Raw genomic sequence first — 26,517 nt, 5'->3', positions numbered from 1 at the left:
GATGAAAAGGAGTAGTACAGATGAATAAGATGCGTAATGAAAAAGTAAATAATGAACTGCTTTTTGAAGCAATAAAAGATGCTTTCAAAAAAATGAATCCGAGAGCCATGGTACGAAACCCAGTCATGTTTGTGGTGGAAATTGGATTTGTCTTGACCCTATTTCTAACTATATTTCCCGATTTATTTGGTGGAATATCAGATAGGGGATATACCAGTGCAGTGACTTTCATTTTGCTCCTGACCATCCTGTTTGCCAATTTTGCTGAGGCATTAGCGGAAGGTCGTGGTAAGGCACAAGCGGATAGTCTGAAAAAGACAAAGCTTGATTCAAAAGCAAAGTTAATCCAAAAAGATGGATCCATAAAGATAGTCGATGCCACGGAACTGCAAAAGGGTGACATGATTTTAGTGGAGGCCAATGATTTAATTCCCAGTGATGGGGATGTCATTGAAGGGGTGGCTGCTGTTGACGAATCTGCCATAACTGGTGAATCTGCGAATGTCATAAAAGAACCAGGTGGTGACTTCAGTTCCGTTACTGGAGGAACAAAAGTGATGAGTGACTATATAAAAATAAAGGTTAGTAGTGATCCGGGGGAGTCATTCCTGGATCGAATGATTGACTTGGTAGAAGGGGCTAAACGGCAAAAAACACCGAATGAAATTGCCCTTAGTACACTCCTTGTGAGTTTGACGCTTATCTTTTTGCTTGTTTGCGTGACACTCGTACCCATTGCTTCCTATATTAAAGTGACATTGCCAATCGCCACTTTGGTGGCATTATTGGTATGTTTGATCCCAACAACCATAGGGGGACTTCTTTCAGCGATAGGCATAGCTGGTATGGACAGAGTGACACAATTCAATGTGATTGCCAAATCGGGCAAATCGGTAGAAGCTGCAGGAGACATCAATACTATCATTCTCGATAAAACAGGCACGATCACACATGGTAACCGGATGGCTCATGACTTGCTGCCGGTTCAGGGTGTGAATCAGAAGGAACTTACTACATTCGCAGCCTATTCATCCTTGCATGATGAGACACCGGAAGGCCGCTCTGTTGTCGAATTTGCCAAAAGATCAGGATTACTTGAAAAAGAATTAGAAAAAAGTGACTCGGAAGGCATTGATTTTACGGCTGAAACGAGGATGAGCGGGACAGATTTTTCCGATGGAAGAATCGTCAGAAAAGGTGCCGTCGATTCAATAAAGAACTATATAAAACAAGAAGGCGGAAACATTCCCAGCGATTTGCAAGACATTAGTGATGAGGTAGCAAGCCAAGGGGGAACTCCCTTAGTCGTCGCAGAAGGAAATCGGATCCTAGGTGTCATTTATTTGAAAGATACTGTTAAAGCAGGTATGAAAGAGCGATTTGATGAATTAAGGAAAATGGGCATCAAAACCGTCATGTGTACCGGGGATAATCCTTTAACGGCCGCCACGATCGCGAAAGAAGCCGGGGTAGACGATTACATTGCCGAGGCAAAGCCGGAAGATAAAATTGCTGTAATTAAGCGCGAACAAGCAGAAGGCAAACTTGTCGCGATGACCGGGGATGGCACGAACGATGCCCCTGCTTTGGCACAGGCAGATGTGGGGCTAGCAATGAATACAGGAACGAATGCAGCCAAAGAAGCAGCAAACATGGTGGATCTGGATTCAGATCCTACGAAAATCATTGAAGTAGTGGCGATTGGAAAACAGTTACTCATGACACGTGGAGCATTAACAACATTCAGCATTGCCAATGATGTGGCTAAATACTTTGCGATCATACCAGCTATGTTCATGCTGGCTATCCCTCAAATGAATGCCTTAAATATAATGGGATTAGCCACACCACAAAGTGCGATATTATCAGCATTGATATTCAATGCCATTATTATCCCGCTCCTGATCCCGTTAGCCATGAAGGGGGTAAAATATGTTCCAATGAGCGCTTCAAGATTATTAACGAAGAATTTGTTCCTTTATGGATTAGGTGGCGTGGTCGTTCCTTTCATTGGCATTAAATGTATAGACCTAATTCTAGAACTGTTTAAAGTAGCCTAAAATCAAATATAAGGGTGAGAATAGATGTTAAAAAATATTCGTGTAGTTTTGGTGTTATTCATGATATGTGGTATGGCTTATCCGTTACTCATAACAGGGCTTTCACAAGTGATGATGCCTGCACAAGCTGAAGGCAGCTTAATTAAAAATGAAAAAGGGAAAACAATCGGCTCAGAATTAATCGGTCAATCTTTTGAAGAGGCTGGCTATTTTCATGGCCGGGTTTCTTCTATAGAATACGACGCTGCAGGTTCAGGCTCGCCAAACTATTCATCATCTAATGAAGAAATCATCAAACGAACCAAAAGTGAAATGGCCGAATTTCTAAAAGAGAATCCTTCTATTGAAAAAGAGGAAATACCTTCTGACCTGATGACGAACTCTGGGTCAGGTCTTGATCCAAATATTTCTCCAAGAGGAGCACTTGTTCAGGTTCCGCGTATCGCAAAAGAGAGGGATATATCTGAACAAAGTTTATATAAACTAGTCGAAGAATATACGGAGAATCGTTCATTTGGACTTTTCGGCGAACCTCATATTAATGTGTTGAAATTGAATATGGCTTTGGATGGTCTAAATTGATCGAGTTTAGGAGGGTCCTGTTCACTCTCCTATCACTCTAGAAAGGGATCTGGGGGTAGTTTTATATGAACGAACACTTTAGAAGGAAAACACTAGATGAAATTCTACAATCTATTTCCGACATCCAAAAAGGCAGACTGAAGATCATACTCGGATCTGTTAGGGGGTCCGGGAAAACCTATCATTTGCTTATGGAAGGAAATGAGTTGAAAGGGCGTGGCATTGACGTAGTTATCGGGATCATTAGTGATGGGTGTAACCAAATGACAATGGAGCAAGTAGGTTGCCTAGAGGCAGTGCCCACAATTGAATGGAAGAGTAATGGACTTATCAGGCAAGATTTACATGTGGATGAAATTCAAAAAAGAAATCCTGAAGTGGTTTTAGTTGACCAACTAGCTCACAAAAACCGGCCGTCTGCTAAAAACCCGACTAGATTAGAAGATGTTATGGAATTAATTAAAAGCGATATCAGCGTTATCACCACAATAAATATTTATGAATTGAAAGGGGTAAAGAAAGTTGCTGAACACCTACTGAATCTCCCGCTTCATGTAAGTGAGATCCTGCCCGAGAATACGTTGACTCTGGCTGACGAAGTACGCCTGCTAGATGTGACGCCCGAAGCAATACTTAAACGTCTGCAAGAAGGAAAAATCATGGAAAACAACAAGAAAACAGAAGCCGATATGAAACTATATAATCGAGATAACTTAGCGGTTCTTAGGGAGCTGTCACTCCGTTTTTTGGCTGGGGAAGTAGAAGAAGACCTTACTGAACATAGAGAACAGGAAGGGTTAATGGGACCATCAGGTGCTTCTGAACGAATCTTGGTATGTGTACAATACCATTGGAATGGCTCCATTTTAATTCGAAGAGGCGATCAAATAGCCAAACGGTTAGGCGGAGATTTAGTGGTGGTTTGCTTTATTCCAAGTCAAAAAGAGCTATCTAAAGAGGAGTCGTTATTTAAAAGTTCCATACAAAAACTTATCGTTAAGCTTAATGGGAAGTTTGAAGAAAGAGTCATAAATGGGGGTGATATTGCAAAAGAAATCGTTGAATATGCCATGAAGCACTATATAACCCGAATTATCCTGGGTCAATCCAAAAGGACAAGATGGGAAGAAATCATCCATGGTTCTATAGTCAATAAGATATTGGGCCAAACGAAAAACATTGATGTATGTGTTATAGCGGATAGGGCAAGAGGAGAAGGGGAAAGGGTATTGCCTGCCGTTCAGTCAAAAAAAAAGAAAAAAAATCCATACCGAAGACTTTCGCCTGAAGAAATAAAAGAAAAAATACAGGGAGTGAAAAGAGGAACATTGAAGGTGTATATTGGTTCCGCTCCTGGCGTGGGGAAAACATATACCATGCTGAGAGAGGCCAATCAATTAAAGAAAAATGAAATTGATATTGTGATTGGATTATTGGAGACACATGGTCGTAAAGAAACGGCATCCCAAGTTGACACGTTAGAAACAATACCCCGGAAACAGGTTCCGTATAAGAACGTCGTGTTAGAGGAAATGGATCTGGATAGAATCATCATCCGTAATCCTGAAGTTGTGCTGGTAGATGAATTGGCTCATACAAATGTGCCAGGAAGTAAAAACCAAAAACGTTATCAAGACGTTTTGAACATATTGGAGTCTGGGATATCCGTTATATCTACCATGAATATTCAACATGTAGAAAGCTTGAATGATAGTGTAGAGCAAATTACAGGGGTTCGCGTACGTGAAACGGTTCCAGATAGGATTCTGCAATTGGCCGATGAGCTTGAATTAATTGATGTCTCCCCTAAGGCGCTTAGGCAGCGAATGGAAGAAGGGAATATTTATGCCATGGATAAGGTGGAGCAGTCCTTGAACAATTTTTTTAAGACTCGAAATCTTATCGCCTTGAGAGAACTTGCACTCCGTGAATTAGCAGATGATGTAGACGATAGGTTAGAATCATTCAAGCGAAAAGAAGGGGTAAGGGGACCTTGGAGAAAAGCAGAAGTAATTTTTGTTTGTGTAAACCTTAAACCTGATTCTGAGCGTTTGATTAGGAGGGGTTTCCGGATAGCCTATCGACTTAAAGCAACGTGGTATGTAGTGTTTGTGCAGGATCAACGAACACTACCTCATGACAAGCAAATAGTATTGGATAAAATAAAGAACCTTACGAAACGATTAGGTGGTACTTTCGAAATGTATTCAACAACCAACAGGCGAATGGTGGTAAGTGAAGTCACTAAACAATTACAAGATAAAAAAGCTACACAAGTCATCATTGGACATTCAGCAAAAGAAAGGTGGAAAGAAATCATCGAAGGTTCGATTGTTGCACAACTTTTAAGAGAAGCGAGACACCTCGATGTTTTAATTGTGGCGGATTGAATGGAGGTTAATGAGTGAGGGTATATTCATTTTGATTTAATAATAAATATCACAAGACCGAAGTAAAGAGAAACCCCAAACAAAGCAGGTTTCTCTTATTCTAATTAAATGGACCAATAGAAAATTGATTTTTATTTTCTTTTGCTTTTTCGTTTATTATGTCGCATAAAACCCATAACCTCTAGTCGTTTTTTGCTTTTAAAGCCTGCTTCCACCAGAGGCATCAATAACTTGCCCTGTAATCCATCGTGCTTCCTCGGATGCTACAAATGCAACGACATCCGCCACATCTTCAGTGGTCCCGACTCTAGAGAATGCAGAAAATGCCGCCGCTCCGGCACGTCCTTCTGGGGTGGCGAGCATCTCCACGTTCATATCAGTCGCCGTAATTCCCGGGGCCACTGTATTCACAGTAATGCCTTTGGATGCAAAATGGGGAGCTAAGGCCAAAGTAAGTGTGTCTATGGCTCCCTTGGAAGCGGAATAAATGGTATGCATGGGACCAGCCACACGAGTAAAGCCAGAAGAAATGTTAATGATTCGTCCACCGTTCCGAATAAATGGGCTAGCTGCTTGAGTAATGAAGTACGGAGCTTTAAGGTTAACATTCATGATATCTTCAAACGTTTCAATCGATGTTTCTTCAAATGGAATGGCCGGTGAGATACCTGCGTTATTGATTAAGATATCTAAGTGTACAGTCCCCAACTCCGAGCGAGTAGCATCTTCAAATGCGGTCCAAAGCTTTTTTATACCGGAAATACCAGTGGTTAAATCTCCTTGCAGAGCCACATCTTTTGAACCCAAGGACTTGACATCATCCACAACTTTTAAAGCAGCATCCTTATTATTGGCGTAATGAACACCTATAAATGCCGCTCCGCCAACAGCTAATTTTTTGGTTATTTCAGCCCCTATCCCACGACTTGCCCCTGTAACCAATGCCACTTTACCATTGAATTTTCCTTTATTCGTCGACATATCATCTACTCCTTTAAAGATAAATTGAATGCATAATCAATATTAAAAGATTATAATCATTCTGAATAGTACGATATTTGTGTGTCGTTACGATCAAAGGGGATATTAAGAAAGGCGGACAACAGTTAAATGCAGGCTTGTTTTTTAGCATGACGAATAGAGGTAATATGAACTTAGAGTAAAGGAAGAGGTGGAGTTCCATGATTGAATTAACAAGTGCTGACTTAACTTGCCCGTTCACTACAGCTCAGAAAGTATTGTCGGGTAAATGGTCCCTCGTAATTATCTTTCATCTAAAGAACGGACCCATACGATTCAACGAACTCTTAAGGAAATTTGACGGCCTAACGCACTCGTCACTGACTAAACAACTGAGGCAGCTGGAAAACTTTCAACTTATTCACCGTGAGGTCTATCATCAAGTTCCGCCAAAAGTGGAATACTCCCTAACCGAATTGAGGGAAAAGCTCTTCCCAACGATTAATGAGCTCACGGAATGGGGAAGCAAGTATATCGATAATTGCAAGAGTGTTGAAAGATAACCGAAACCAGGCCACATTACGTTTGTAGTCGGTCGTTCATGACTTATTCGAATGCATTGGGTGGATTAAATGGAAGCATGGGCGGCATGATGTCACAAACCCAATAAAACCCCTTGATAATAAGGGGTTAGAAGGTTTATATGAATGATATACAAAACTAAGTCGGACATAACCTGAACCGCCGTATACCGAACGGTACGGACGGTGGTGTGAGAGGTCGGAGGCTAGGCGCCTCCTCCTACTCGATTATTCAACTAATGTCCCTGTTTGAATAAGTACATTCACAAACACCTTTAGCTCCAAAAAAACTAGAGCATCGTATCCGTTAATAAACAGAAACAGAAACTGAATAAACTAATATCTATTTGAATTATTTTTTAGAATAAGAGGAAAGACCCCGTCCGATAAGGTTTGCGGAAACAGGCTTTCTTCCCAATTCTCTTGCCCAAATTGATAGTTGTCCTATATGATGAATTTCGTGAACAATGCTATGTCTCATAACTTCGCCCCAAGTATCCGTTACAATTTTTCCATCTGGCAGGGTATCGTAAAATGATTTATTTTCCATACTTACATCCCAGTTATTCACAAATTTTTCCACTTCTAAATGAAATTCTGCGTCCAATTTTCGAACCTTATTCAAGCTTTTATAATTATGGAAACTCTCCTGAAAATCAGTTTTCCCCTGTAAGAGACGTATCCAGCTCCACTCGACATCAATAATATGGAAAAGTGTATGTAATATACTTCCCATTCCACCTGTTCGGTTTTGCAAAAGCTCATCTTCACTTAACTCTTCACACCAACGATACCAGTCTTCTCTTACCATCCAGTTATATCTGAAAAGTGTTTTCAATAAAAACCCTCCACAATAAGAAAATAATAAACTGATTTCACAAGCCCTCAATGGCTTCAGGGTGTTTTTGCTTTGATAAGTTCGTCACGGAATAATTTCAAAAATAGTACCTTGGTTAAAATCATTCACTTTCATCGAACCATAAACCCCTAAATATAGTGTAGTTTGATCAAGATTTGTTCCCAAGCTCACATAATAAGCTGATTGGGAACCAAAATTATAATCGGTTTGAATCACGTTATAATCATTTAGTTTACAATCTTCCCTTATACTAGTGTAAGCTAAAACCCCTCTAGACGGAGATTGACTTTCTTCCTTCTGGGCAAGATCAGTAAACACAACATTTCCTGCTAAGGCGGGGATTTTATCCCCCATATAGGGTTGCACTCCTGTCAGTGCAGTTCCTCCAAATTTATCGGGTCGGGGATCTTTATGAAAATAACTAGTCACAGGTTCAAGACGATTTCCTGAAACTTTTAGTGCCTCATCATAATAAGCAATTGTTTTCTCTTCCAAAGTTGGATTCGCAGAGCAACCCTTTACAATTGGAGTAGGGAGGATACCTTCCCACGCTCGCCAGCCAAAGTTAATCAATCCTTCTTGACCCGCTTCAGATTTCATGAGGAAAGCTCGAGCAAGATGGGTAACCGGTATTGGTTTATACGGACCGAATGAAAAAATGGACTCTACCACATCCTGTCCGACATTTCCCACATATTTGATGTACTGATTATTAAATCTTTGAAATGAAATGCCAGGTATATTACGTACGCCTTTAACAATCATCGTAAGTGTTTCCTGAATAGGTAGGGGAAGTTCATTGAACCGTGTGACGATGGGGGGATTTCGGATGAATGTATTCTTACCTACATCAATTTCAATTATTTTACCGGCGATTTCCATGTCGTTCTGGCTTAAATTGAATGGATCAAACCCTGACCCACCATCCCCTGTGGTTAAAACGAGTTTTCCTGTTTCAGGTGAAAAGTTTAAGCTATTTACACCATTATGATTAGAAAATGGTCTTCTTATGTTTAGTAATGTCCGTCGTTGTTGAGGTTCACCATTCGAAGGTAAAACCCATTCTTCCAAAGTATCAATATGGTCATATTGAGTTTCTCTATCGTCCCACTTTAGGTTTAACGTCCTTAAATCGCACGGGTTAGGTGAAAAAGGATCAGGAAGAGCACCAGGGCCCTGTGCTCCAGCTACTGAATAATGAAGGTAAAACAGACCGTTATCATAAAATTGGGGATGAAAAGCTAGTCCTAGCAAACCGCGTTCATCATATCCACCTCTAGAAGCACCTAGTTTTACGATACGCAGGCGAATATCAATAAACGTCCGTATAACTCCGTCTCTTATATAAAAAATTTCCCCTACTTGGGTTGCGATGAATATTGTTTCTTTTGAGTCACCCGGGAGTATCGCTGTTTTCAAAACAGTCGGTAAATTTATCTTACTTACAATGGGCCGTAAACCAACCTTCACTCTTTTCAATAAATTTACACTCCTTCTTCGTTTTTCTTTTATAAAGATATGATTAGAACTGTTTTATTAATACCAAATAATGAAGGAGCGAACTAGGAGTTGACCATCTTTTCGTAGCCAGCTAGAAAAAGAGGTTGTCATAATGTACTATGCCTTCATAAATCAGTTATCTATCGTTAAGTTGGATAGATAACCAGTGATTTTTAGATAAAACAGTGAATAATATAAGGTTAGGTTACTATTTGATGGAGGTGGGATTTCTGAAGAGGGTAAAAAGTATAGCCGTACAGTATTGGCAGCATCCTTTTTTTGAAATCAAACGTGACCTTACGGAATGGTTACCTACCACTAAACTAATACTCACCGCGATATTAAGTTCGTTTGCAGCCATATTTCAATCAGCAGGGGGATATATGCCCGGCATTGGTTTTGTCGTAAGTGCGATGACGACAGTACCTATATGTTTAGCAACGATTGTATCGGTCAGATACGGATTTCTTTCTTATTCTGTGACAATCCTTCTGGTATTGTTTATCCAGCCTAGCGAACTACTTATTTTTTCCTTCACAACGGGTATTCTAGGATGGGTACTTGGTGTTTCCTTCTATAAGTCGAAAACAAGGCTTATGGTTGTTTTCTTGTCGGGAGTTACCTTATTTATGGGAATCATAGCGATTCTTTTCATTTTCCGCTTTCCTGTGTTAGGCCCAGGCTTTGGTACGTCTTTTCATTTTCCATCCTTATTTCTCATAGCGGTTTTCAGTATTCTGTATGCATGGATAGCAGCAGAAGCTTGTTCGTTTGTTCTGAAGAGATTGGCTCAAACCCTGCCTGATAGAGTGATCAAGCCGGTGAATGATGTTCAGGACAGGAAAATCAAGAAAAAATGTAAAAGTGAAAAAATAGAGCCGTAGCGAAGCTGCTTGGGCTCTATTTCCTGTGAAACTTAAGAAAAATGGTTTGGCTATCGAGAATAGACTCCTGGAGTACTTCATTTAACGAAGCAACAGATCCACCTACAAGTAAAGTGAGAAAGTAGATCACCAGGCGTTCGAGAGAAACAGAGCGTTCTAACAAGAGGAAACAGGGTTCCTTTATTAAAGGGACCCAGTTCGAAGAAGTAATCGTATTTGTTAGATGAAAGGTTTCTTATCATTATTCGAAATCATTGTACGTATATCCAGGGAATTTGACCACTTCCCATTTCTTTTTCCTTAATGCGTCCAACACTTCAGATCCCACATTTAAATTACTTTCCACAATTTCTTTAGGAACCAATGCCATCCACTGTGTTAATGAAATATCGGCATATTTGGGGCTTTTGAATACTTCTAGGTACGTAAGCGTCTCGCTGCCTGTATTTTGGATATAATGTCCAAAGCAGAACGGCATGTACCCAACATCTCCTGCTCTTACATCAAACGTACGAGCTGTTCCATCAGCTGCATAACCGGTCATCCGTCCTTGGCCAGTCAGGAAGTATTGCCATTCATCATTATTCGGATGCCAGTGTAATTCCCTCATGGCACCCGGCAAGACTTCGACAAGAGCTACAGATATATTTTCCGACACGGGGAAATTGGTGGAATCCGCAACACGGACTGATCCCCCTGGAGATGTAACAGGTTCTTGACCAAGGAGGCTATGCGTAAAATTCCGGGTACCGAAAGGATCTGGAATCGCTACTTGATCGATTGGACCGGGAACTTCCCCTTGATAAATGTACTTTTCCTGCTTCGGGATATCTTTAAATGCACTTTCCGGTACACCAAAATTAGCAGATAGAACTTCTTTAGGGGTATGGGCGAACCAATCTGAGATTGCGAAGGTGTCTAAATCCGAGAAAGCCCCGTTATCAAACACCAATAAAAACTCACACCCTTCCTCCAAACCTTGAATCGAGTGGGGGATGCCAGGTGGGAAATACCATAGGTCGCCAACACCAACGTCTGCAATGAAGTTTTTCCCATTCTGGTCTACAGCGGTTATCCTCGCTCTGCCTGCAAGCATAAAACTCCATTCGACTTCTTTATGCCAATGCAGTTCCCTTACGCCACCTGGCGTTAAACGCATATTAACTCCTGCAAGTGTCGTGGCGACCGGCAATTCACGTATTGTAATCTGTCTTGACCATCCACCATGCTTTAAAACCATATTCGTGTCGGAGAAGGAAAACCGTAAATTCGGAACAGTTCCCTCATCCGTCACTGGGGGCACAAGCATATCCGGATTTTCCAATGCTCGTAAAATATCACGTGGTCCGAGATCTGTTGCACCAGCACCGTCAGCTCGAATCGGTTCAGGTATTCTATCCGCATACACTGTAAAATCAATCGGCTTCGTCAATGATTTACCTCCTTAATCCATCCCGTTTAATTGAAATTAAACAGTACTACATGATATATATTACTCACATTACTTTTCAATGCCAGTAAGAACAGGTTGCATTTGGAAGTTAATACTTATATGACGTTTCCTCCCTTTATATTTCGTTTGATTCTTATTGTGTTGGCCATTTTTGTTTTAACGAACTTATAAAAGTTTGAACGTTTTTCTTATCTTTCATAATAGGAGAGTAAACATAGGAAAGCGTACGTGGAAACGTCTCATTTTTCACCTGTAAGATAGAAAGGGTATGATGCTGTACATCTCTTTCTATGACACTACGGGACAGGAGAGAGAGGCCCATTCCATTTTTTATAAGTGTTTCTTTAATTCCTTGGTTACTACTGATGGTCAGGAGCGACTTGACTTTCAGCCCGTTTGAACGGATAAGGTGGTTAAGGTATTCACGGGTACCCGATCCTACTTCTCGAGTGACCCATGCCTGATTTTGCAGGTCGGATATCGTTAGATCTTTTTTATTAGCTAGTTCATGTTTGTTGGAGGAAACGATAAATAATTCATCTTGCATGAAGGAGTGCACGGAAAGCTCCTTTTCATTGGTCTGGCCTTCAATCAAGCCTATATCCACTTTGTATAACTGGACGGATTGAACGATTTCTTCCGTATTTCCTATCATGACTTGAAGCTCGAGTTCGGGATAGTCATTTTGCAGATCGATGAGTAAAGAGGGGAGTATATACTCGCCAATTGTAAAACTAGCACCAATCTTTAATTCTCCTTTTATCGTGTTGTGACGCTCCTCGATGTCTCGTCTCGTTTGTTCGTAAATCGTGATCATCTGCTTTGCCCGCTCGTATAAAATTTCTCCGGTTGGGGTGATTTTTATATATTTTGGCGATCGCAGAAGCAATTTTGTCTGAAACTCTTGTTCCAGTTTTTTTATATGTAAACTAACATTGGGCTGTGACATTAGAAGTCTATCGGCAGTTTTTGTGAAATTTTTGACTTCGACAAGGGTTACAAACGTTTTTAATGCATCGTAATACAAATATATCCCACCTAATCATTAGTATTCCTAATAGTTTAAATAACATATATATATTTTACTAATGATTTTACATCTGGTAAAGTTTAACTAGAAATATATAGAATTGAAAAAATGTCGTTTCATTATTGTTATGCTTGTATACTAGAATAAAAGGTTATGCGACTATAACAATAATTATTTGAATATTCGTTATACATAAAATGATAGTTATTATTCTTTTGCGAGGTGGAAATCGTTGCAACTTCAGGTAATGAACAGTCCGTTTAACCAAGAACAAGTAGAACTTCTTAATCGTCTTTTGCCAACTTTGACAGAAACGCAAAAAGTTTGGCTGAACGGTTATTTGTCTGCGACGCAGTCTTTTTCTGCGATAACAGAGGCACCATCACAAGAACTTCTTGTTAGAAAGACAATATCAAAAGAAGTGACCATTCTCTACGGGTCCCAGACAGGCAATGCCCAAAGGATTGCGGAGAACGCGGCTAAGAAGTTAGAGGAAAAAGGCTTTCAAGTAGCCGTTTCCTCCATGAGTGATTTCAAGCCGAATCAGTTGAAGAAAGTCAAAAACCTTCTTATTGCAGTTAGTACACATGGTGAAGGTGACCCGCCGGATAATGCTTTGACGTTTCATGAATTTGTGAATGGAAGACGTGCACCGAAACTGGATGATCTCCATTTTTCCGTGTTGTCGCTTGGTGATAGCTCGTATGAGTTTTTCTGCCAAACGGGCAAGGACTTCGATGAGCGTTTGGAAGAGCTTGGTGGCAAAAGGCTTTATCCACGCGTTGATTGCGATTTGGATTATGATGAACCTGCAACGGAGTGGCTAGAAGGTGTTATTGCGAGCTTAAGTGAGGCCGGGGAAGCGGCTATTGTTGCTCCTGCTGAGCAATCAGTTGCTGGTGAATCCGTATATTCGAGAAAAAATCCATTCAAAGCCGAAGTTCTGGAAAACTTGAATTTGAATGGCCGAGGTTCAAATAAGGAAACATGTCATCTGGAGTTGTCGCTAGAAGGCTCTGGACTCACATTTGAGCCTGGTGATAGTCTTGGTGTATATCCAGAAAATGACCCTGCTCTTGTAGACCTTATACTTGAGGAGATCGAGTGGGAGCCTGAAGAAAAGGTGACCGTAAACAAACAGGGAGATGTTCTTTCGCTTAAAGAAGCACTCAGCTCCCATTTGGAGATAACTGTTTTGACTAAATCGCTTCTTGAACAGGCGGCACAGCTTTCAAGCAATGAAAACTTACGGGAGCTAGTGTCACAAGGAAAAGAAGAAAAACTAAAAGCCTACCGTCAAGGAAGAGATTTACTTGATTTAATCCGTGACTTTGGTCAATGGGGGGAATCGGCACAGGAGTTCGTCTCCACTCTTCGGAAAATGCCGGCCCGTCTTTATTCGATTGCGAGCTCTTTATCCGCGAATCCAGATGAAGTCCATTTAACAATCGGAACAGTGCGGTACAATACGTATGGACGTGAACGAAATGGAGTTTGTTCTATATTATGTGCGGAACGGTTACAACCAGGTGACACCTTGCCAATCTACATTCAATCTAACCAAAATTTCAAGCTGCCGAGTAATCCAGACACCCCAATCATTATGGTAGGACCAGGTACAGGTGTTGCTCCATTCCGTTCGTTTATGCAAGAACGTGAGGAAGCGGGAATACAAGGTAAATCGTGGATGTTTTTCGGGGATCAGCATTTCGTGACGGATTTCCTTTATCAGACCGAATGGCAAAAGTGGCTGAAATCAGGTGTGTTATCTAAGATGGATGTTGCGTTTTCGCGTGACACCGACGAAAAAGTATATGTACAGAACCGCATGCTTGAACATAGTGGCGAGCTATTCAATTGGTTGCAAGAGGGTGCTGCTGTTTATATTTGCGGTGATGAGAAAAATATGGCACATGATGTCCATGAAACCCTTATAGGAATTATCCAAAAAGAAGGCAGCATGAGCCATGAGGAAGCGGTAAGCTATCTTAGCAACATGCAAAAAGAAAAACGCTATCAGCGAGATGTATACTGATTTCGGATGGAAAGGAGATAAAATAATGGTGGATCCTTTATTAAAATCAATACTAAAAGCACCAGACGGCCCGCCTAGTGACGTCGAGGAGATAAAAGAAAGAAGTAATTACTTGCGTGGAACGCTCATGGAAGTGATGCAAGACCGAATAAGTGCCGGTATTCCCGATGATGATAATCGTTTGATGAAGCATCACGGCAGTTACTTGCAGGATGATCGGGATCTTCGAAATGAACGACAAAAACAAAAGCTTGAACCAGCTTATCAATTCATGCTCCGTGTACGCATGCCTGGAGGTGTGGCCCAGCCAGCTCAGTGGCTTGTCATGGATGAACTTGCCCAAAAATATGGAAACGGCACGTTAAAGCTGACAACACGTGAAACGTTTCAAATGCATGGCATTTTAAAATGGAATATGAAAAAGACGATACAGGATATTCATGCGTCCATGCTTGATACGATTGCAGCATGCGGTGATGTGAACCGAAACGTCATGTGCAACTCAAATCCCTATCAATCAGAGATACATACGGAAGTATATGAATGGTCAAAAAGGTTGAGTGACTACCTATTGCCTCGAACAAGAGCCTATCATGAAATTTGGCTTGATGAAGAGAAAGTGGTCGGAACACCGGAAGTAGAAGAAGTGGAACCGATGTACGGACCGCTTTATTTACCACGGAAGTTCAAAATTGGAATCGCTGTTCCGCCATCGAATGACATCGATGTATATTCACAAGATTTAGGCTTCATAGCAATCGTTGAAGATGCTAAACTTGTCGGATTCAATGTAGCGATAGGCGGGGGCATGGGCATGACCCATGGCGACACTGCGACATACCCTCAGCTTGCCAAGGTAATCGGCTTTTGTACACCAGACCAAATTTTGGATGTGGCGGAAAAGGTCATTACGATTCAACGGGATTATGGAAATCGTTCCGTCCGAAAAAATGCCCGATTCAAGTATACGGTTGATCGACTTGGCTTGGAAAATGTAAAAGCCGAACTGGAAAACCGTCTTGGCTGGAACTTGGCTGAAGCGAAGAAATACCATTTCGATCATAATGGGGACCGCTATGGCTGGGTGAAAGGCGTGCAAGGTAAGTGGCATTATACCCTGTTTGTCCAAAGTGGCCGTATTGCCGATTTTGATGATTACAAGCTGATGACCGGCTTGCGTGAAATTGCGAAAGTCCATACAGGGGATATCCGGTTAACAGCCAATCAAAATCTGATCATTGCCAATGTCTCCAGTCAAAAAAAGAAAATAATTAATGAACTGATGGAACAATACGGTTTGACGGATGGCAAGCATTATTCAGCACTCCGTCGTAGCTCACTTGCATGCGTAGCTCTTCCTACATGCGGATTGGCGATGGCGGAAGCTGAGCGTTATTTACCGGATTTACTTGAAAAAATCGAGAGCATTGTTGATGAAAATGGTCTACGGGATAAAGAAATCACCATCCGTATGACGGGCTGCCCTAACAGTTGTGCCCGTCCAGCCCTCGCAGAAATTGGTTTTATCGGGAAAGCCCCCGGTAAATACAATATGTATCTCGGAGCGGCTTTTGATGGCAGCCGACTCAGTAAAATGTACCGCGAAAATATTGGCGAAGAAGAAATATTAAGCGAATTGCGTGTCCTGCTTTCACGTTACGCAAAAGAACGGCAAGAAGGCGAACACTTTGGAAACTTCGTCGTCCGCACTGGTGTCATTAAAGCAACAACAGACGGTATGAATTTTCATGCATAACCAAATAGTATTTGAGACAGGACTTGTGCCTGTCTCTTTTTTTGTGATTTTTGTTAAAAAATCCAAGAGAAACTGATAGTTGAGGGATGAGGTTTGAAGCAGGTTCTCAATAATCCCAGAAGGAGAATCAAGAACAACAAAAAAGAAAAGTATGAACGGGCATAAAAGAAAAGAATGCAGGAGAAATTGGAACGAATCAAAGAATATCCTGATGTAACGAAGCCCCCCAAAAGGATTTCATTGCAAGGCGAATCATGAGATATTTCAGTAAATAAAAAGTATGCCAGCCAAATAGAAATGCAGCATGAGGAGGGCACCCTCTTACAGGATATTGGTACAAGCAAGCATATAAAAAAAGCTAGGGGAATAAGCGATGAGTAAATGCAGTAACGCTATCTTATAGATGAAAAAGCTATCTTTTAATCGGATTCACTAATTTCATCGGAAAGATGTTTCATAAAATGGTTATCGATTATTTAAGAGTAGATTTTTTTTAAGATACTCAAGATTTATTGGAAACGGAGTATCTATTTAGGTTATTTTCGTTCAAAAACGATACAAGAAAAGTGACTGGCTTGCCACTGTAAACACAGATGGCACCCCTTCTGAGCAAAAAATCACCCGTCTTTAGATTGGTTTTTCAAGACAATAATCAAATCTTTGTTTACTAAAAGAGTTTCAAGGACGCTCATATGATTTACTTATCACCATACGACTTTGTTCTCGCTCGTTACGCTGTACTGGCGTGGGAAAATTACGGTCACACCGAAACACACTCGGTGGTTTTTTATGACTTTTAAACGAAATACTCAATTGGGCTGTCGCATTGCAGCAGTTAACTGAGCTTCTTCAAGAGAACGAATAAAAAAATACAGAAATTATTTCAATGGCTTGTAGGTTTACCTAGCTATATCAGGGCCTACCTGCCAAATTTGGTGTGCGAAAACTTAAGTTAATAATTTAGTTTTAATTAAAAAAATAAATATTCAAGAAAGAAGTTGACAATTAATGGAAAAATATGTTTAATTTAATTAAGGTATAAATGTATACAATTATACTAAATACAGAGAGGAGGGGGTTACAATGGATCTTTCCTCATTGGAAAGTAAAAGGTATTCAGCAAAAGATTTTGTCTATATGGAATTGAAGAAACTTATAATTTCTGGACAGTTAGAGCCTTCTCAACAAATCAATGAAAAAGCCTTAGCGGAACAACTTGAGATTAGTCGTACACCTATTCGCGAAGCTTTACATCGAATTGAGCTCGAAGAATTAATCGTACGCCTCCCAAATGGTCGTATTAAAGTAGCTCCTGTTTCAGTCCAAGAAGCAAAAGAAATCTTTACAGTTCGTAGTTTATTAGAGGGTCAAGTCGCAAAAGAAGCTGCAATAAAGATTTCCGAAAGGGAATTATCTGAACTGAAATTGTTCACGGATTTATTAGTTCAAGCTGCTGAGCAATCTGACAGTGATAAAGTAATTTTATATGGGGATAAAGTACACCACTTGTTGTACGATATTAGCGGAAATCGAACAGTTGTAAAAATCTTAAATAATATGAATGATCATATTATGCGCTACCGTGGACTAGGTCCTAAGACAAATAAATATCGTAGTTCTGCTGCTGCGAAAGAACATCTAGCGCTTTACAAAATTATTGAGCTAAAAGATGGCGAACAAGCTGAATTATTAATGAGAGAACATATCGAAAATAGTTTAGATGCAGCAATTCAATCAATAAAAGTTCATCTAATCAAATAGATAAAGCTTAAAAAGGAGGTTCTATATTGGATAAAAAATTACGTTTACGTGAACTCATAAATGCCCCTAACTCATTTATGTTACCTGGTGCATATGATTCAATGTCAGCTTGTTTAATTGAAGAGTTAGGATTTCAAGCAATTTATGCTACAGGTGCAGGTATTTCTAATGCCCAACTCGGTTGGGCTGATGTAGGTCTTACTAGTATGAAAGAAGTGCTAGATATCGTAGCGCGTATGACTGATGTTACTAATATACCAATTATCGCTGATCTTGATACAGGATTCGGTAATGCTATTAACGTAATCCGTTCGGTTCGAGAGTTTGAACGAGCTGGGGTAGCTGGCATACAAATTGAAGATCAAATATCTCCTAAAAAATGTGGTCACTTTAATAATAAAAGTGTTATTTCTAAGGAAGAAATGATTTATAAGATTCATGCTGCAGCAGATGCACGACAAGATGAGAATCTAGTAATTGTCGCAAGAACAGATGTACTAGCTGTTAATGGTATTGAGGATGCTATTGATCGAGCTAAAGCGTATAAAGAAGCTGGGGCGGATGTTTTATTTATTGAGGCTCCTACTTCAATCGAACAAATGAAAACGATTACAAGCTCATTGAAACATATCCCGCAACTTATAAATCTAGTTGAAGGAGCTAAAACCCCACTCATTACGCTAGATGAAGCTCATGAGTTAGGATATCAAATTGTACTTTGTGCTAATACCGTTTTACGCGCATCAATACAAGGAATTAAAAACGCTTTAAATATTCTGAATTTTGAATGTTCTCAAAAAAATCTAGGCGAAGCTATCTGCTCTTGGGAGGATCGTCAAAAACTATTTAAACTAAATCAAATTAATATTTGGGAAGAAAAATACTTATCTATCGATCCTAAGGAGGAAATAAAAAATGTCTGAATTACAATTAGCTGTTGAATCTAAAAATATTAGCATTGAACTTGCAACAAAAATGTTAGAAGTCGCCAAACAAAAAGGAATGGAACTAGGTATCAACTTTAGCATCGCAATTGTAGATAAGCCAGGTAATTTAAAAGCATTTGCAGCAATGGATGGTGCACCTGTATTAAGTTTAGAAATTGCCCAAAACAAAGCCTTTTCTGCCGCTACCTATAATCGCGCTACACATGAATGGTACGATAGATTAAAAGATGATCCACCTTTACTGCATGGTATTGTACACACAGAGCGTCTTGTGATTTTTGGAGGTGGATATCCAATTAAATTAGGCGAGGAATTAATTGGAGGAATCGGTGTTAGCGGCGGACATTATTCACATGACATGCAAGTATGCAAAGCTGCTTTAGCGATTATTGAAGAACTTACTTTAAGCAAAGAATAGGGGGATAAAATATGACATCAAATCTCGACTATGACATTGTTGTAATTGGTTGTGGAGTTGCAGGAACTTCTGCCGCTTTAGCTGCAGCAGAACAAGCTGAAGTTTTAAATAAGAAACTTAAAATTGCTATTTTAGAGCGCTCTGATTTTGACCATCGTGGAGGAAATTCGCGTTGGACTGCATCATATATGAGAATGAAAAACTTGAATGAAGTAGCAGACAATTTTGTGGAAGATATGCTTGCTTTTTCCGATAATTTTTCAGATCTTCGTTATGTGGAAACACTTGCTCAAGAAGCAGGACCAACACTTCAATGGTTAAATCAACATGGGGTCGAATTTGATTATTTACCGACCATGTTTTTAACTTCAAATAAACCGAGGCTACTACCCGTTGGAGGCGGCCGTGCCATCATCGATACGTTAGCTAGAAAAGCTGGGATCCAAGGGGTTGATATCATTTATGAAGCAACAGCATGGAATATTTCATTAAATGAAGATGGTGCAGTAAGTCGGTTGAATATCCGAGTTAAAGGTGGAAACTCACTTGAGTTAAAAGTGGGGTCGGTTGTTTTAGCTGCTGGTGGTTTCCAAGGGAATCAACGTATGATGGCTCAATATATCGGTAGAGATGCTCACAAAATTCCTGCTGTGTGTAAAGGTGGATATTTCAATAGCGGTGAGGCTATTGAAATGGCACTTTCAATCGGAGCAAAAAGCGCGGGACAGTTTGATTCTTTCCATGCTGAACCGGTAGATCCTCGAAGTAAACGAGAAGAAGCTGCTGTAATGCTCTTCCCCTACGCTATTTTAGTAGATCAAAATGGTAAGCGCTTCCTTGACGAAGGGAAAACAACTATTGATGAATATTACGAAGAAGTCGCTAGAAAGATTTTCTATGATTTACCTGGACATGTTGCCTATATGATTAGTGATCAAACTATGTATGATATTCCAAATTATGAACAAGCTCTAGAAACAGATAAACCTGCAATTGTAGCTAATACTTTAAGTGAATTAGCTGAATTACTTAATATTTCTGCTGAAAATCTAGAGGAAACAGTTCAAGAATTTAATATGGCTGTACAAGACGGGATTTTTGATCCTCTTCAGAAAGATGGCAAGAAGGCGATTGGTATTACACCTGAAAAATCAAATTGGGCTATACCAATTACAACGGGACCCTTTATTGCGTATCCTATTGCTTGCTCAAATGTATTTACTAATGGCGGTCTTGCGACAAATACTGATGGTGCTGTCTATTCAAACGATGATGAGTCAATTCCTGGATTGTATGCTGCCGGCGAAACAGCAGGTCTTTACTATGGAAAATATCCTGGTGGAACATCTGTATTACGTGGGTTAGTTTATGGAAAACGTGCAGGTACTCATGCTTCATCTTATGTGATAGATACTTTAGGTGTAAAAGTATAAGGGGGAAGATAGAATGTCAACTTTAACAGGAAAAGTTGCCGTTGTAACTGGCGGTGGTCGAGGTATTGGTAAAGAAACAAGTATTCTATTAGCGCAATTGGGAGCCACACTAGCTGTTTTATCAAATGATCAAGAAGAGATTAACAATACAGTTACCCAAATAATTTCTAATGGAGGCAATGCTAAGGCCTATTTTTGTGACTTAACCTCACGAGATACCATCGAACAAACGTTTAAACAAATTGAGACTGATCTGGGGCATGTTGATATTCTAATTAATAATGCTGGATCTATGGTTATCAAACCTTTCTTAGAAACTAGCATTGAAGAATGGGATAGCATACAAGATTTAAATGTTAGAGGTATGTATTTAGCGACTCGTGCAGTAGTTCCAAACATGATTAAACAACTTGAAGGTATTATTATAAACATTTCCTCTATATGGGGATTAAAAGGCGGACCGGATCGTAGTGCCTACATTACAGCAAAACATGCGGTTATCGGTTTCACCAAGGCATTAGGAGAAGAGTTCAAGCCCTTTAACATCCGTGTAAATGCCGTATGCCCTGGACCCGTAGCTACAAAAATGATGGAAGACTTAGCGCCTACTGTTAATAAAGATAATTGGTTACACCCTATTGATATTGCTGAAATCATTGTTGATTTATGCCTTGAAAAAACCAAAGCTGTTACAGCAACAGCTATTGAAGCGTTTGGAATTGGAAGACCAGTAAATACATGAGAAAACTTTACGCTCTTTAGTCGAACTGCTAAAGAGTGTATACACTTTCTAATAATCAATCAGGGGGGACTTGTTTATGACGAGTAACGTTCAACCACATAATGAAAAAATGGATAAAGGAAAATATAAAATTTTTTTTGGTGCTTATATTGGCTGGGTTTTTGATTATTATGAAGTGTTTGTGTTAAGTTTCCTTGTAATTCCTATGGCAACTGCTTTACAGCTAACTACTGGACAAATAGCGTCAGTTTTTTCAGTTCAACTTGCTTTCCTAGCGATTGGTGGTGTTTTTTTTGGTTATTTAGGAGATCGAGTAGGGCGTAAGAAGATTTTAATCGCAACATTAGTTATTTTCTGTATAGCCACGTTAATGCGTGGATTTACATTCAATTATGAGTGGCTAATTGTTTGGACTGCTATCGCTGGGTTTGGTTTAGGAGGTGAATACGGTGCAGCTCAGGCACTCGTAAGCGAATCAGTTCCTTCTAAACAACGTGGATTTTGGAGTAGTATGCTATATGGTGGCGCCTATTTGGGGATTTTCTTGGGAGCAACTATGGGTGGATTTGTACTCCCCTTAATCGGATGGCGTTGGACATTCATTATCTCTGCTCTTCCAGTTTTATTTGCTCTTTGGCTCAGAAAAGATGTAGAAGAATCAAAAGTTTGGGAGGAAGAAGTGAAAAATAAACAAAAAGCTAGTGAAAAAGTCGATTGGCGTAAAAAGTACGGTTTAAGACGCTTCTGGAAACCATTCACAATTGCTTTAATTGCTGCAGTATTACAATATTTCGCTTACTATGGAATTACAAATTTTCTTCCAACGTATTTAGTAAAATACGAAGGATTTGAAATGGGTGCGGCGGGATGGTGGCTATTCTTTACTGCATTCGCAGGTCTAGTTGGATCATTTATTGCCGGTTATACAGCGGACAAATGGGGAAGAAAAATAACTTTAAGTTACCTTGGCCTTGTTGCAGCTCTTGGTGGTATCGCCCTTTACTTTACATGGTCTAGTTTAATTAACTCACTATGGATTTTAGTTCCTATTTTCTTTTTATACTTTGGTTCAAATGGAGCATCTGTATTTGGGTCATTATTTAGCGAAATCTTCCCTACAGATGTTCGGGCTACAGGTATTTCATGGGCTTTACAAATTGGACGCGGACTTTCAGCGATACCCCCCTTAATCACAGTAGCTATATTCCCTGTGTATGGGTATGAACCAATTATCTTAGGCGGGGCCGGTTTATTCTTCCTATTAGCTATTTGGGCTTGGGTATTCCCAGAAACCAAAAATCGTCGTTTGGATTATCTAGATGACGAAACACAAAAAGTGGAAGAATCCAGTGGAAATCCGGAACTTCAAAATAGGACATCATTAACTTAATTTATTAAAATTGTCATAAATCTTTTCTGGATGAGTAAGTTTAGGTGATAATTTTCACTTACTAAGTGCTATTTTGCACATGCGACTTTAAAACCCAGCTACCTTCACAGGAGATTAGCTGGGTTTCTTCAATATGCAGAAGGAAACGCTATGAAGTTGGTTTACGCTGATCAGAATGAAACGTTAGGCTTATTTCCATATACAACCCCCGAATGCACAGACAGAAAAGTCTTCGATTCGGGGCTTACGCTATCTTTAGGTTAGGATATTTTTAAAGAATAGCAGAGACATTCATATAGCAGTTACTTATAAATGGATATGTCGTTTGTCTAGACTCATATTGGTACAAATTCAGATTGCTGACTGTTTCTTGGCAGGCCGATGTCAGCCATGGTAAGTAACCCTGGTTTTCGAATCGCATCAATTTGTTTAGCTGTATTAATAACCATGGAGGCAGTAGCAGTATCACCGAATACTCCATTTGGTATGATTAATCTTTGTGTTTCGTTTCCTTCAATTATAATCTCATCCTCTTGGTTAATTCCTACAGACATGTTCAAGTCCAAGCAGATTTCCTTTCCGGTAGAGGTCAAAGCTCTTGATACTTGGTGTAGCCCACTAACCGCCCCTTTTTTTAGAGACGTAAGTGGAACGGTTATATCTTCGGTGGCAATTGTTGGCTCAATGGTATTATTTATACTGGTAAGTTCCCAATCTAGCCCATATGCAATTAATCTAACAGATTCTTCAAGCCCAACATGCCCGATCTTATCCTGTTCAGCCAGTGCCTCAAATTCTCCTTTTGTCATACCGATTCCAACTTTTCTTTGTAAGGGGAGGCGGCGTTTCGAAACATCCACCTTACGATTGACAAGGACTCTGTTTACCGTTGTGACAACGGTTGAAAAACAGATCGCCATGGTATCCATGATGAAACCTGGATTAATGCCAGTCCCGATGACACTGAGCCCTTTGCTCTTTGCATATATATCTATCTCCTTTGCCAGCTCAGGATAGCGCTGCCACGGGAAAGAAAGCTGTTCACAGGTAGAAACCACTGAGAACCCATGATCTAAAAGTTCCTTGATTTGCGGCCAAACGTGGTTTGCATTGGAACTGGTCGCATGAAGGGCAATTGGATGCTCTACACTGGTTTTTACTTCATGAATACTGGAGACCACATGTACATTCATTTTATTTTCATTTATGATCAGCCCAATATCCTTTCCAACCTTTTGGGGATCAATATCTACAGCACCAATAATCGATTGAGGATTTGTAAGATATGCACTACGCAGAATTTCCATGCCGATAGGACCCAAGCCAAATACGGAAAATTTCGAAATACCACTTACCATTTATTTATCATCCTTTCAAATGTTGTATAACCGAATGCTAACATTGAAGGGAACATAACAAAAATAGTAAATTTTTATATACATATAAACCTTGATTATAAAAGGGACAAGTTGTACTTACTTTAGTTCTTTATCCTTATAACTCACAACGAAGTATTAGATTGGAGGGTATGTATGATTTGATTTATCAAGAAAGGTGTATGTTCGCTACTTTTCCAAACAGCTGATATTGAGCTAGACAGATTCATATTTTCGATGTTTAAGGCCTTTACCTTTTTAGTTCCTAACAAATCAATCATATCTTTGGGCATGAGGGCAACACCTAAATTATTCGAAACTAGGTTTGCAATCGTTAATAGCTCGGATCCTTCACATAATTTTTTTGGAGAAAACCCAGCAATCGAACATGCCTTTTCCAAAAGAAATTGAAGAGAGTGGGCTTGTACTGCATGATAATGAATAAAGGGTTCATTCTTTGCCTCAGTTAAATATATGGATTCTTTTTGAGCTAACCGGTGTTCAAAAGAAACGACTAATTGCAATGGAGATTTGTTGAATTCAATCATATTTAGCCCTTCATTTGTCAGTATATTGGCATGTATGGGTGTTCGGATAAAACCAATTTGATATTTTTGCTGTTTGACTAGCTTGACTGCTCTTGCGGAGGTTGTCTCTTGAAGATCTACTTCTACTTCAGGAAATTCAATACGTATCTTTTTCAATAAATTTGGTATATAAATACTTGCTGCTGATGGTATTGTGGCAATTTTTATTTTTGGTTTGGGGACAATTTTGTTTTCAACGATATTGCTAACTGTTTTTTCGATGTCATCGAAGGAAGGAGCGAGCTTCTTGTAGATATATTCCCCTTCTTCAGTCAATGTGATTTTTCTTGTTGTGCGATTTAGAAGCTTAAAACCTAATTGTTTTTCAAGTGATGAGATTTGTTGGCTTAAGCCAGGTTGGGAGATATGAAGGACCTTGGAGGCTTTGCTGAAACTAAGGTGGTTTGAAACCTCAATAAAATAACGTAGGGATAGGAAATTGATAAAATCACTCCTTTTGTTTAAGTGGTATCAGAATAACTGGATACAGCCAATAAGAAGGTATTTTATAATCAATAGTTATAAGTTTATAACAATAATATATTTCTCAAATGCAAGAGTCAATATTATCTTTAAAGAAGGATATAAAAAAACTGAAAATTTAGTCAAATATAAAGTGGGTTAAAAAAACGCACGATAATGACTGTGAGGATATGGGTTAAATTCCCATATGTAAAATGAAGGAAATTAGAGTTGGTCACAGAATACTATTAATATCGTCGCATTTAAAGATGATGAAATTGAAAAAGGAGGGATTTTTGTGAAGGGATGTAAAAGCCTTTTTTTATTCGGAATGATCATGTCCTTACTATTTATTACTGCTTGCAGTAAGGGGAATGAAGGGACCTCTGGAGACGAAAGACAAAACTTGAGTCTATTAACAGGTGGGACTGGTGGTACATATTACCCACTTGGTGGCCAGATCGGAAATATCATCACGGATAATACCAATGCGAATATCACACCACAAACCTCCGGGGCTTCTGCAGAAAACATGGAAACCTTAAGAGCTGGAGAAGCTGAGATAGCTTTCTCGCAAACGGATATTGCTGCATATGCAGTTGAGGCCAAAGAAATGTTCAAAGGGAATCCCATTGATAATATCCAGGCAATTAGCTCTTTATATCCAGAAACTGTACAGCTTGTAACAACAGCTAAAAGTGGGATCAAATCAGTGGAAGATTTAAAAGGAAAGAAAGTATCGGTTGGTGCCCCTGGATCAGGTGCATACATTAATGCCATGCAAATTCTAGCGCTTCATGGGTTAACGGCTAAAGATATAAAAGCCCAAAATCTCTCCTTCGACGAATCGACCGACGGAATACAAGCTGGGAATATTGATGCAGCATTTATAACAGCAGGTACTCCAACTGGTGCAGTAGAGGCACTTTCTGTTCAAAATGATATTGTTGTCCTACCAATTGCGGATGAAAAGATTAAAGAGTTGGTTAAGAAATATCCATATTATGCGGAGGATACCATTCCGAGCGGCACTTATAAGATTAAATCAGATGTAAAGACCGTTGCCGTGAAAGCCATGTTGGTTGTAAGAAAAGACATGGACAAAGACTTGGTGTACGAAATGACTAAGGCTATTTATGACAATACAGACAAAATCACGCATGCAAAAGGAAAATTAATTACGGCAGAGACGGCACTTGAAGGATTAGGGGAAATGGAGTTGCATCCTGGTGCAGCTAAATATTTCGAAGAAAAGGGAATTGCCAAATAAATGCTACGATAATCGATAGTTCGCTATCGATTTCGTTGTTT

21 protein-coding genes are annotated in these 26,517 nt (G+C 39.7%); 14 read left to right on the top strand and 7 right to left on the bottom strand.

Annotated features, from left to right (window positions below):
* Positions 1-20: 20 nt before the first annotated feature.
* The 3 genes from kdpB (at position 21) to ACIQXH_RS07770 (ending at position 5,032) form a co-directional block, all read left to right on the top strand.
* Entirely contained in the window at positions 21-2,060 is a 2,040-nt protein-coding gene (kdpB, locus tag ACIQXH_RS07780) for a potassium-transporting ATPase subunit KdpB (RefSeq protein ID WP_403122912.1), read from the top strand.
* Positions 2,061-2,084: 24 nt separating this feature from the next.
* The gene (gene kdpC / locus ACIQXH_RS07775) at positions 2,085-2,642 is read left to right on the top strand and encodes a potassium-transporting ATPase subunit KdpC (RefSeq protein WP_403122910.1); all 558 of its coding nucleotides are present in this window, start codon (positions 2,085-2,087) and stop codon (positions 2,640-2,642) included.
* 65 nt (positions 2,643-2,707) lie between these two features.
* On the top strand, positions 2,708-5,032 hold the full coding sequence (locus tag ACIQXH_RS07770; protein WP_403122908.1) for a universal stress protein: 2,325 nt from the start codon (positions 2,708-2,710) through the stop codon (positions 5,030-5,032).
* Positions 5,033-5,230: 198 nt separating this feature from the next.
* On the opposite strand, the gene ACIQXH_RS07765 is transcribed toward ACIQXH_RS07770, so the two are convergent.
* A complete protein-coding gene (locus ACIQXH_RS07765; protein WP_403122905.1) occupies positions 5,231-6,013 on the bottom strand; it encodes an SDR family oxidoreductase in 783 nt (260 codons plus the stop codon).
* Positions 6,014-6,213: 200 nt separating this feature from the next.
* Between ACIQXH_RS07765 and ACIQXH_RS07760 the strand changes: the two genes are divergently transcribed.
* Positions 6,214-6,555, top strand: coding sequence for a winged helix-turn-helix transcriptional regulator (locus ACIQXH_RS07760; protein ID WP_403080180.1), 342 nt, complete (start codon positions 6,214-6,216; stop codon positions 6,553-6,555).
* A gap of 370 nt (positions 6,556-6,925) precedes the next feature.
* Here the strand turns inward: ACIQXH_RS07760 and ACIQXH_RS07755 are convergent, their stop codons facing one another.
* Both ACIQXH_RS07755 and ACIQXH_RS07750 read right to left on the bottom strand, forming a co-directional pair.
* Positions 6,926-7,411, bottom strand: a complete 486-nt coding sequence (locus tag ACIQXH_RS07755; RefSeq protein WP_403080178.1) for a DinB family protein — start codon at positions 7,409-7,411, stop codon at positions 6,926-6,928.
* An 84-nt stretch (positions 7,412-7,495) separates the two neighbouring features.
* A complete protein-coding gene (locus ACIQXH_RS07750) occupies positions 7,496-8,911 on the bottom strand; it encodes a PQQ-dependent sugar dehydrogenase (protein WP_403122902.1) in 1,416 nt (471 codons plus the stop codon).
* A 236-nt stretch (positions 8,912-9,147) separates the two neighbouring features.
* Here ACIQXH_RS07750 and ACIQXH_RS07745 point away from each other — a divergent pair, with 236 nt between their 5' ends.
* The gene (locus ACIQXH_RS07745) at positions 9,148-9,816 is read left to right on the top strand and encodes a YybS family protein (protein WP_402872511.1); all 669 of its coding nucleotides are present in this window, start codon (positions 9,148-9,150) and stop codon (positions 9,814-9,816) included.
* 241 nt (positions 9,817-10,057) lie between these two features.
* Here the strand turns inward: ACIQXH_RS07745 and ACIQXH_RS07740 are convergent, their stop codons facing one another.
* Together ACIQXH_RS07740 and ACIQXH_RS07735 are read right to left on the bottom strand one after the other, a co-directional pair.
* Entirely contained in the window at positions 10,058-11,248 is a 1,191-nt protein-coding gene (locus ACIQXH_RS07740) for an oxalate decarboxylase family bicupin (protein WP_402872514.1), read from the bottom strand.
* Positions 11,249-11,402: 154 nt separating this feature from the next.
* Positions 11,403-12,296: a LysR family transcriptional regulator gene (locus ACIQXH_RS07735; protein ID WP_402872517.1), complete on the bottom strand. Its 894-nt coding sequence runs from the start codon at positions 12,294-12,296 to the stop codon at positions 11,403-11,405.
* A gap of 235 nt (positions 12,297-12,531) precedes the next feature.
* Between ACIQXH_RS07735 and ACIQXH_RS07730 the strand changes: the two genes are divergently transcribed.
* From ACIQXH_RS07730 to ACIQXH_RS07695, 8 genes are all read left to right on the top strand, one after another.
* Complete coding sequence (locus tag ACIQXH_RS07730; protein WP_402872520.1) at positions 12,532-14,334, top strand: assimilatory sulfite reductase (NADPH) flavoprotein subunit; 1,803 nt, start codon at positions 12,532-12,534, stop codon at positions 14,332-14,334.
* A 25-nt stretch (positions 14,335-14,359) separates the two neighbouring features.
* Positions 14,360-16,090, top strand: a complete 1,731-nt coding sequence (gene cysI / locus ACIQXH_RS07725; RefSeq protein ID WP_403080173.1) for an assimilatory sulfite reductase (NADPH) hemoprotein subunit — start codon at positions 14,360-14,362, stop codon at positions 16,088-16,090.
* Positions 16,091-17,173: 1,083 nt separating this feature from the next.
* Complete coding sequence (locus tag ACIQXH_RS07720) at positions 17,174-17,851, top strand: GntR family transcriptional regulator (RefSeq protein WP_402872526.1); 678 nt, start codon at positions 17,174-17,176, stop codon at positions 17,849-17,851.
* A gap of 26 nt (positions 17,852-17,877) precedes the next feature.
* A complete protein-coding gene (locus tag ACIQXH_RS07715) occupies positions 17,878-18,774 on the top strand; it encodes an isocitrate lyase/PEP mutase family protein (RefSeq protein ID WP_403080169.1) in 897 nt (298 codons plus the stop codon).
* Positions 18,767-19,216, top strand: coding sequence for a GlcG/HbpS family heme-binding protein (locus tag ACIQXH_RS07710; protein ID WP_402872532.1), 450 nt, complete (start codon positions 18,767-18,769; stop codon positions 19,214-19,216). Before ACIQXH_RS07715 ends, ACIQXH_RS07710 begins: the two co-directional genes overlap by 8 nt.
* Positions 19,217-19,227: 11 nt before the next feature.
* The gene (locus ACIQXH_RS07705) at positions 19,228-20,649 is read left to right on the top strand and encodes an FAD-dependent oxidoreductase (protein ID WP_402872534.1); all 1,422 of its coding nucleotides are present in this window, start codon (positions 19,228-19,230) and stop codon (positions 20,647-20,649) included.
* 13 nt (positions 20,650-20,662) lie between these two features.
* On the top strand, positions 20,663-21,391 hold the full coding sequence (locus tag ACIQXH_RS07700) for an SDR family NAD(P)-dependent oxidoreductase (protein ID WP_403122899.1): 729 nt from the start codon (positions 20,663-20,665) through the stop codon (positions 21,389-21,391).
* A 76-nt stretch (positions 21,392-21,467) separates the two neighbouring features.
* Positions 21,468-22,781 carry an MFS transporter gene (locus ACIQXH_RS07695; RefSeq protein ID WP_402872540.1) on the top strand — a complete coding sequence of 438 codons (1,314 nt, stop codon included), beginning with the start codon at positions 21,468-21,470 and terminating at the stop codon, positions 22,779-22,781.
* A 335-nt stretch (positions 22,782-23,116) separates the two neighbouring features.
* Here ACIQXH_RS07695 and ACIQXH_RS07690 read toward each other — a convergent pair whose 3' ends face one another.
* A complete protein-coding gene (locus ACIQXH_RS07690) occupies positions 23,117-24,139 on the bottom strand; it encodes an NAD(P)H-dependent amine dehydrogenase family protein (RefSeq protein ID WP_402872543.1) in 1,023 nt (340 codons plus the stop codon).
* Positions 24,140-24,282: 143 nt separating this feature from the next.
* A complete protein-coding gene (locus ACIQXH_RS07685) occupies positions 24,283-25,188 on the bottom strand; it encodes a LysR family transcriptional regulator (protein ID WP_402873173.1) in 906 nt (301 codons plus the stop codon).
* 316 nt (positions 25,189-25,504) lie between these two features.
* On the opposite strand from ACIQXH_RS07685, the gene ACIQXH_RS07680 reads away from it, so the two are divergent.
* Positions 25,505-26,476: a TAXI family TRAP transporter solute-binding subunit gene (locus ACIQXH_RS07680; RefSeq protein WP_403080166.1), complete on the top strand. Its 972-nt coding sequence runs from the start codon at positions 25,505-25,507 to the stop codon at positions 26,474-26,476.
* Positions 26,477-26,517 lie beyond the last annotated feature (41 nt).

Origin of the sequence: Peribacillus sp. NPDC097225 (genome assembly GCF_044761955.1) — a bacterium.
GTDB lineage: Bacteria > Bacillota > Bacilli > Bacillales > DSM-1321 > Peribacillus.
The sequence above is the reverse complement of the archived record's forward strand: the minus strand, read 5'-3'. Positions and strand labels throughout refer to the sequence as shown.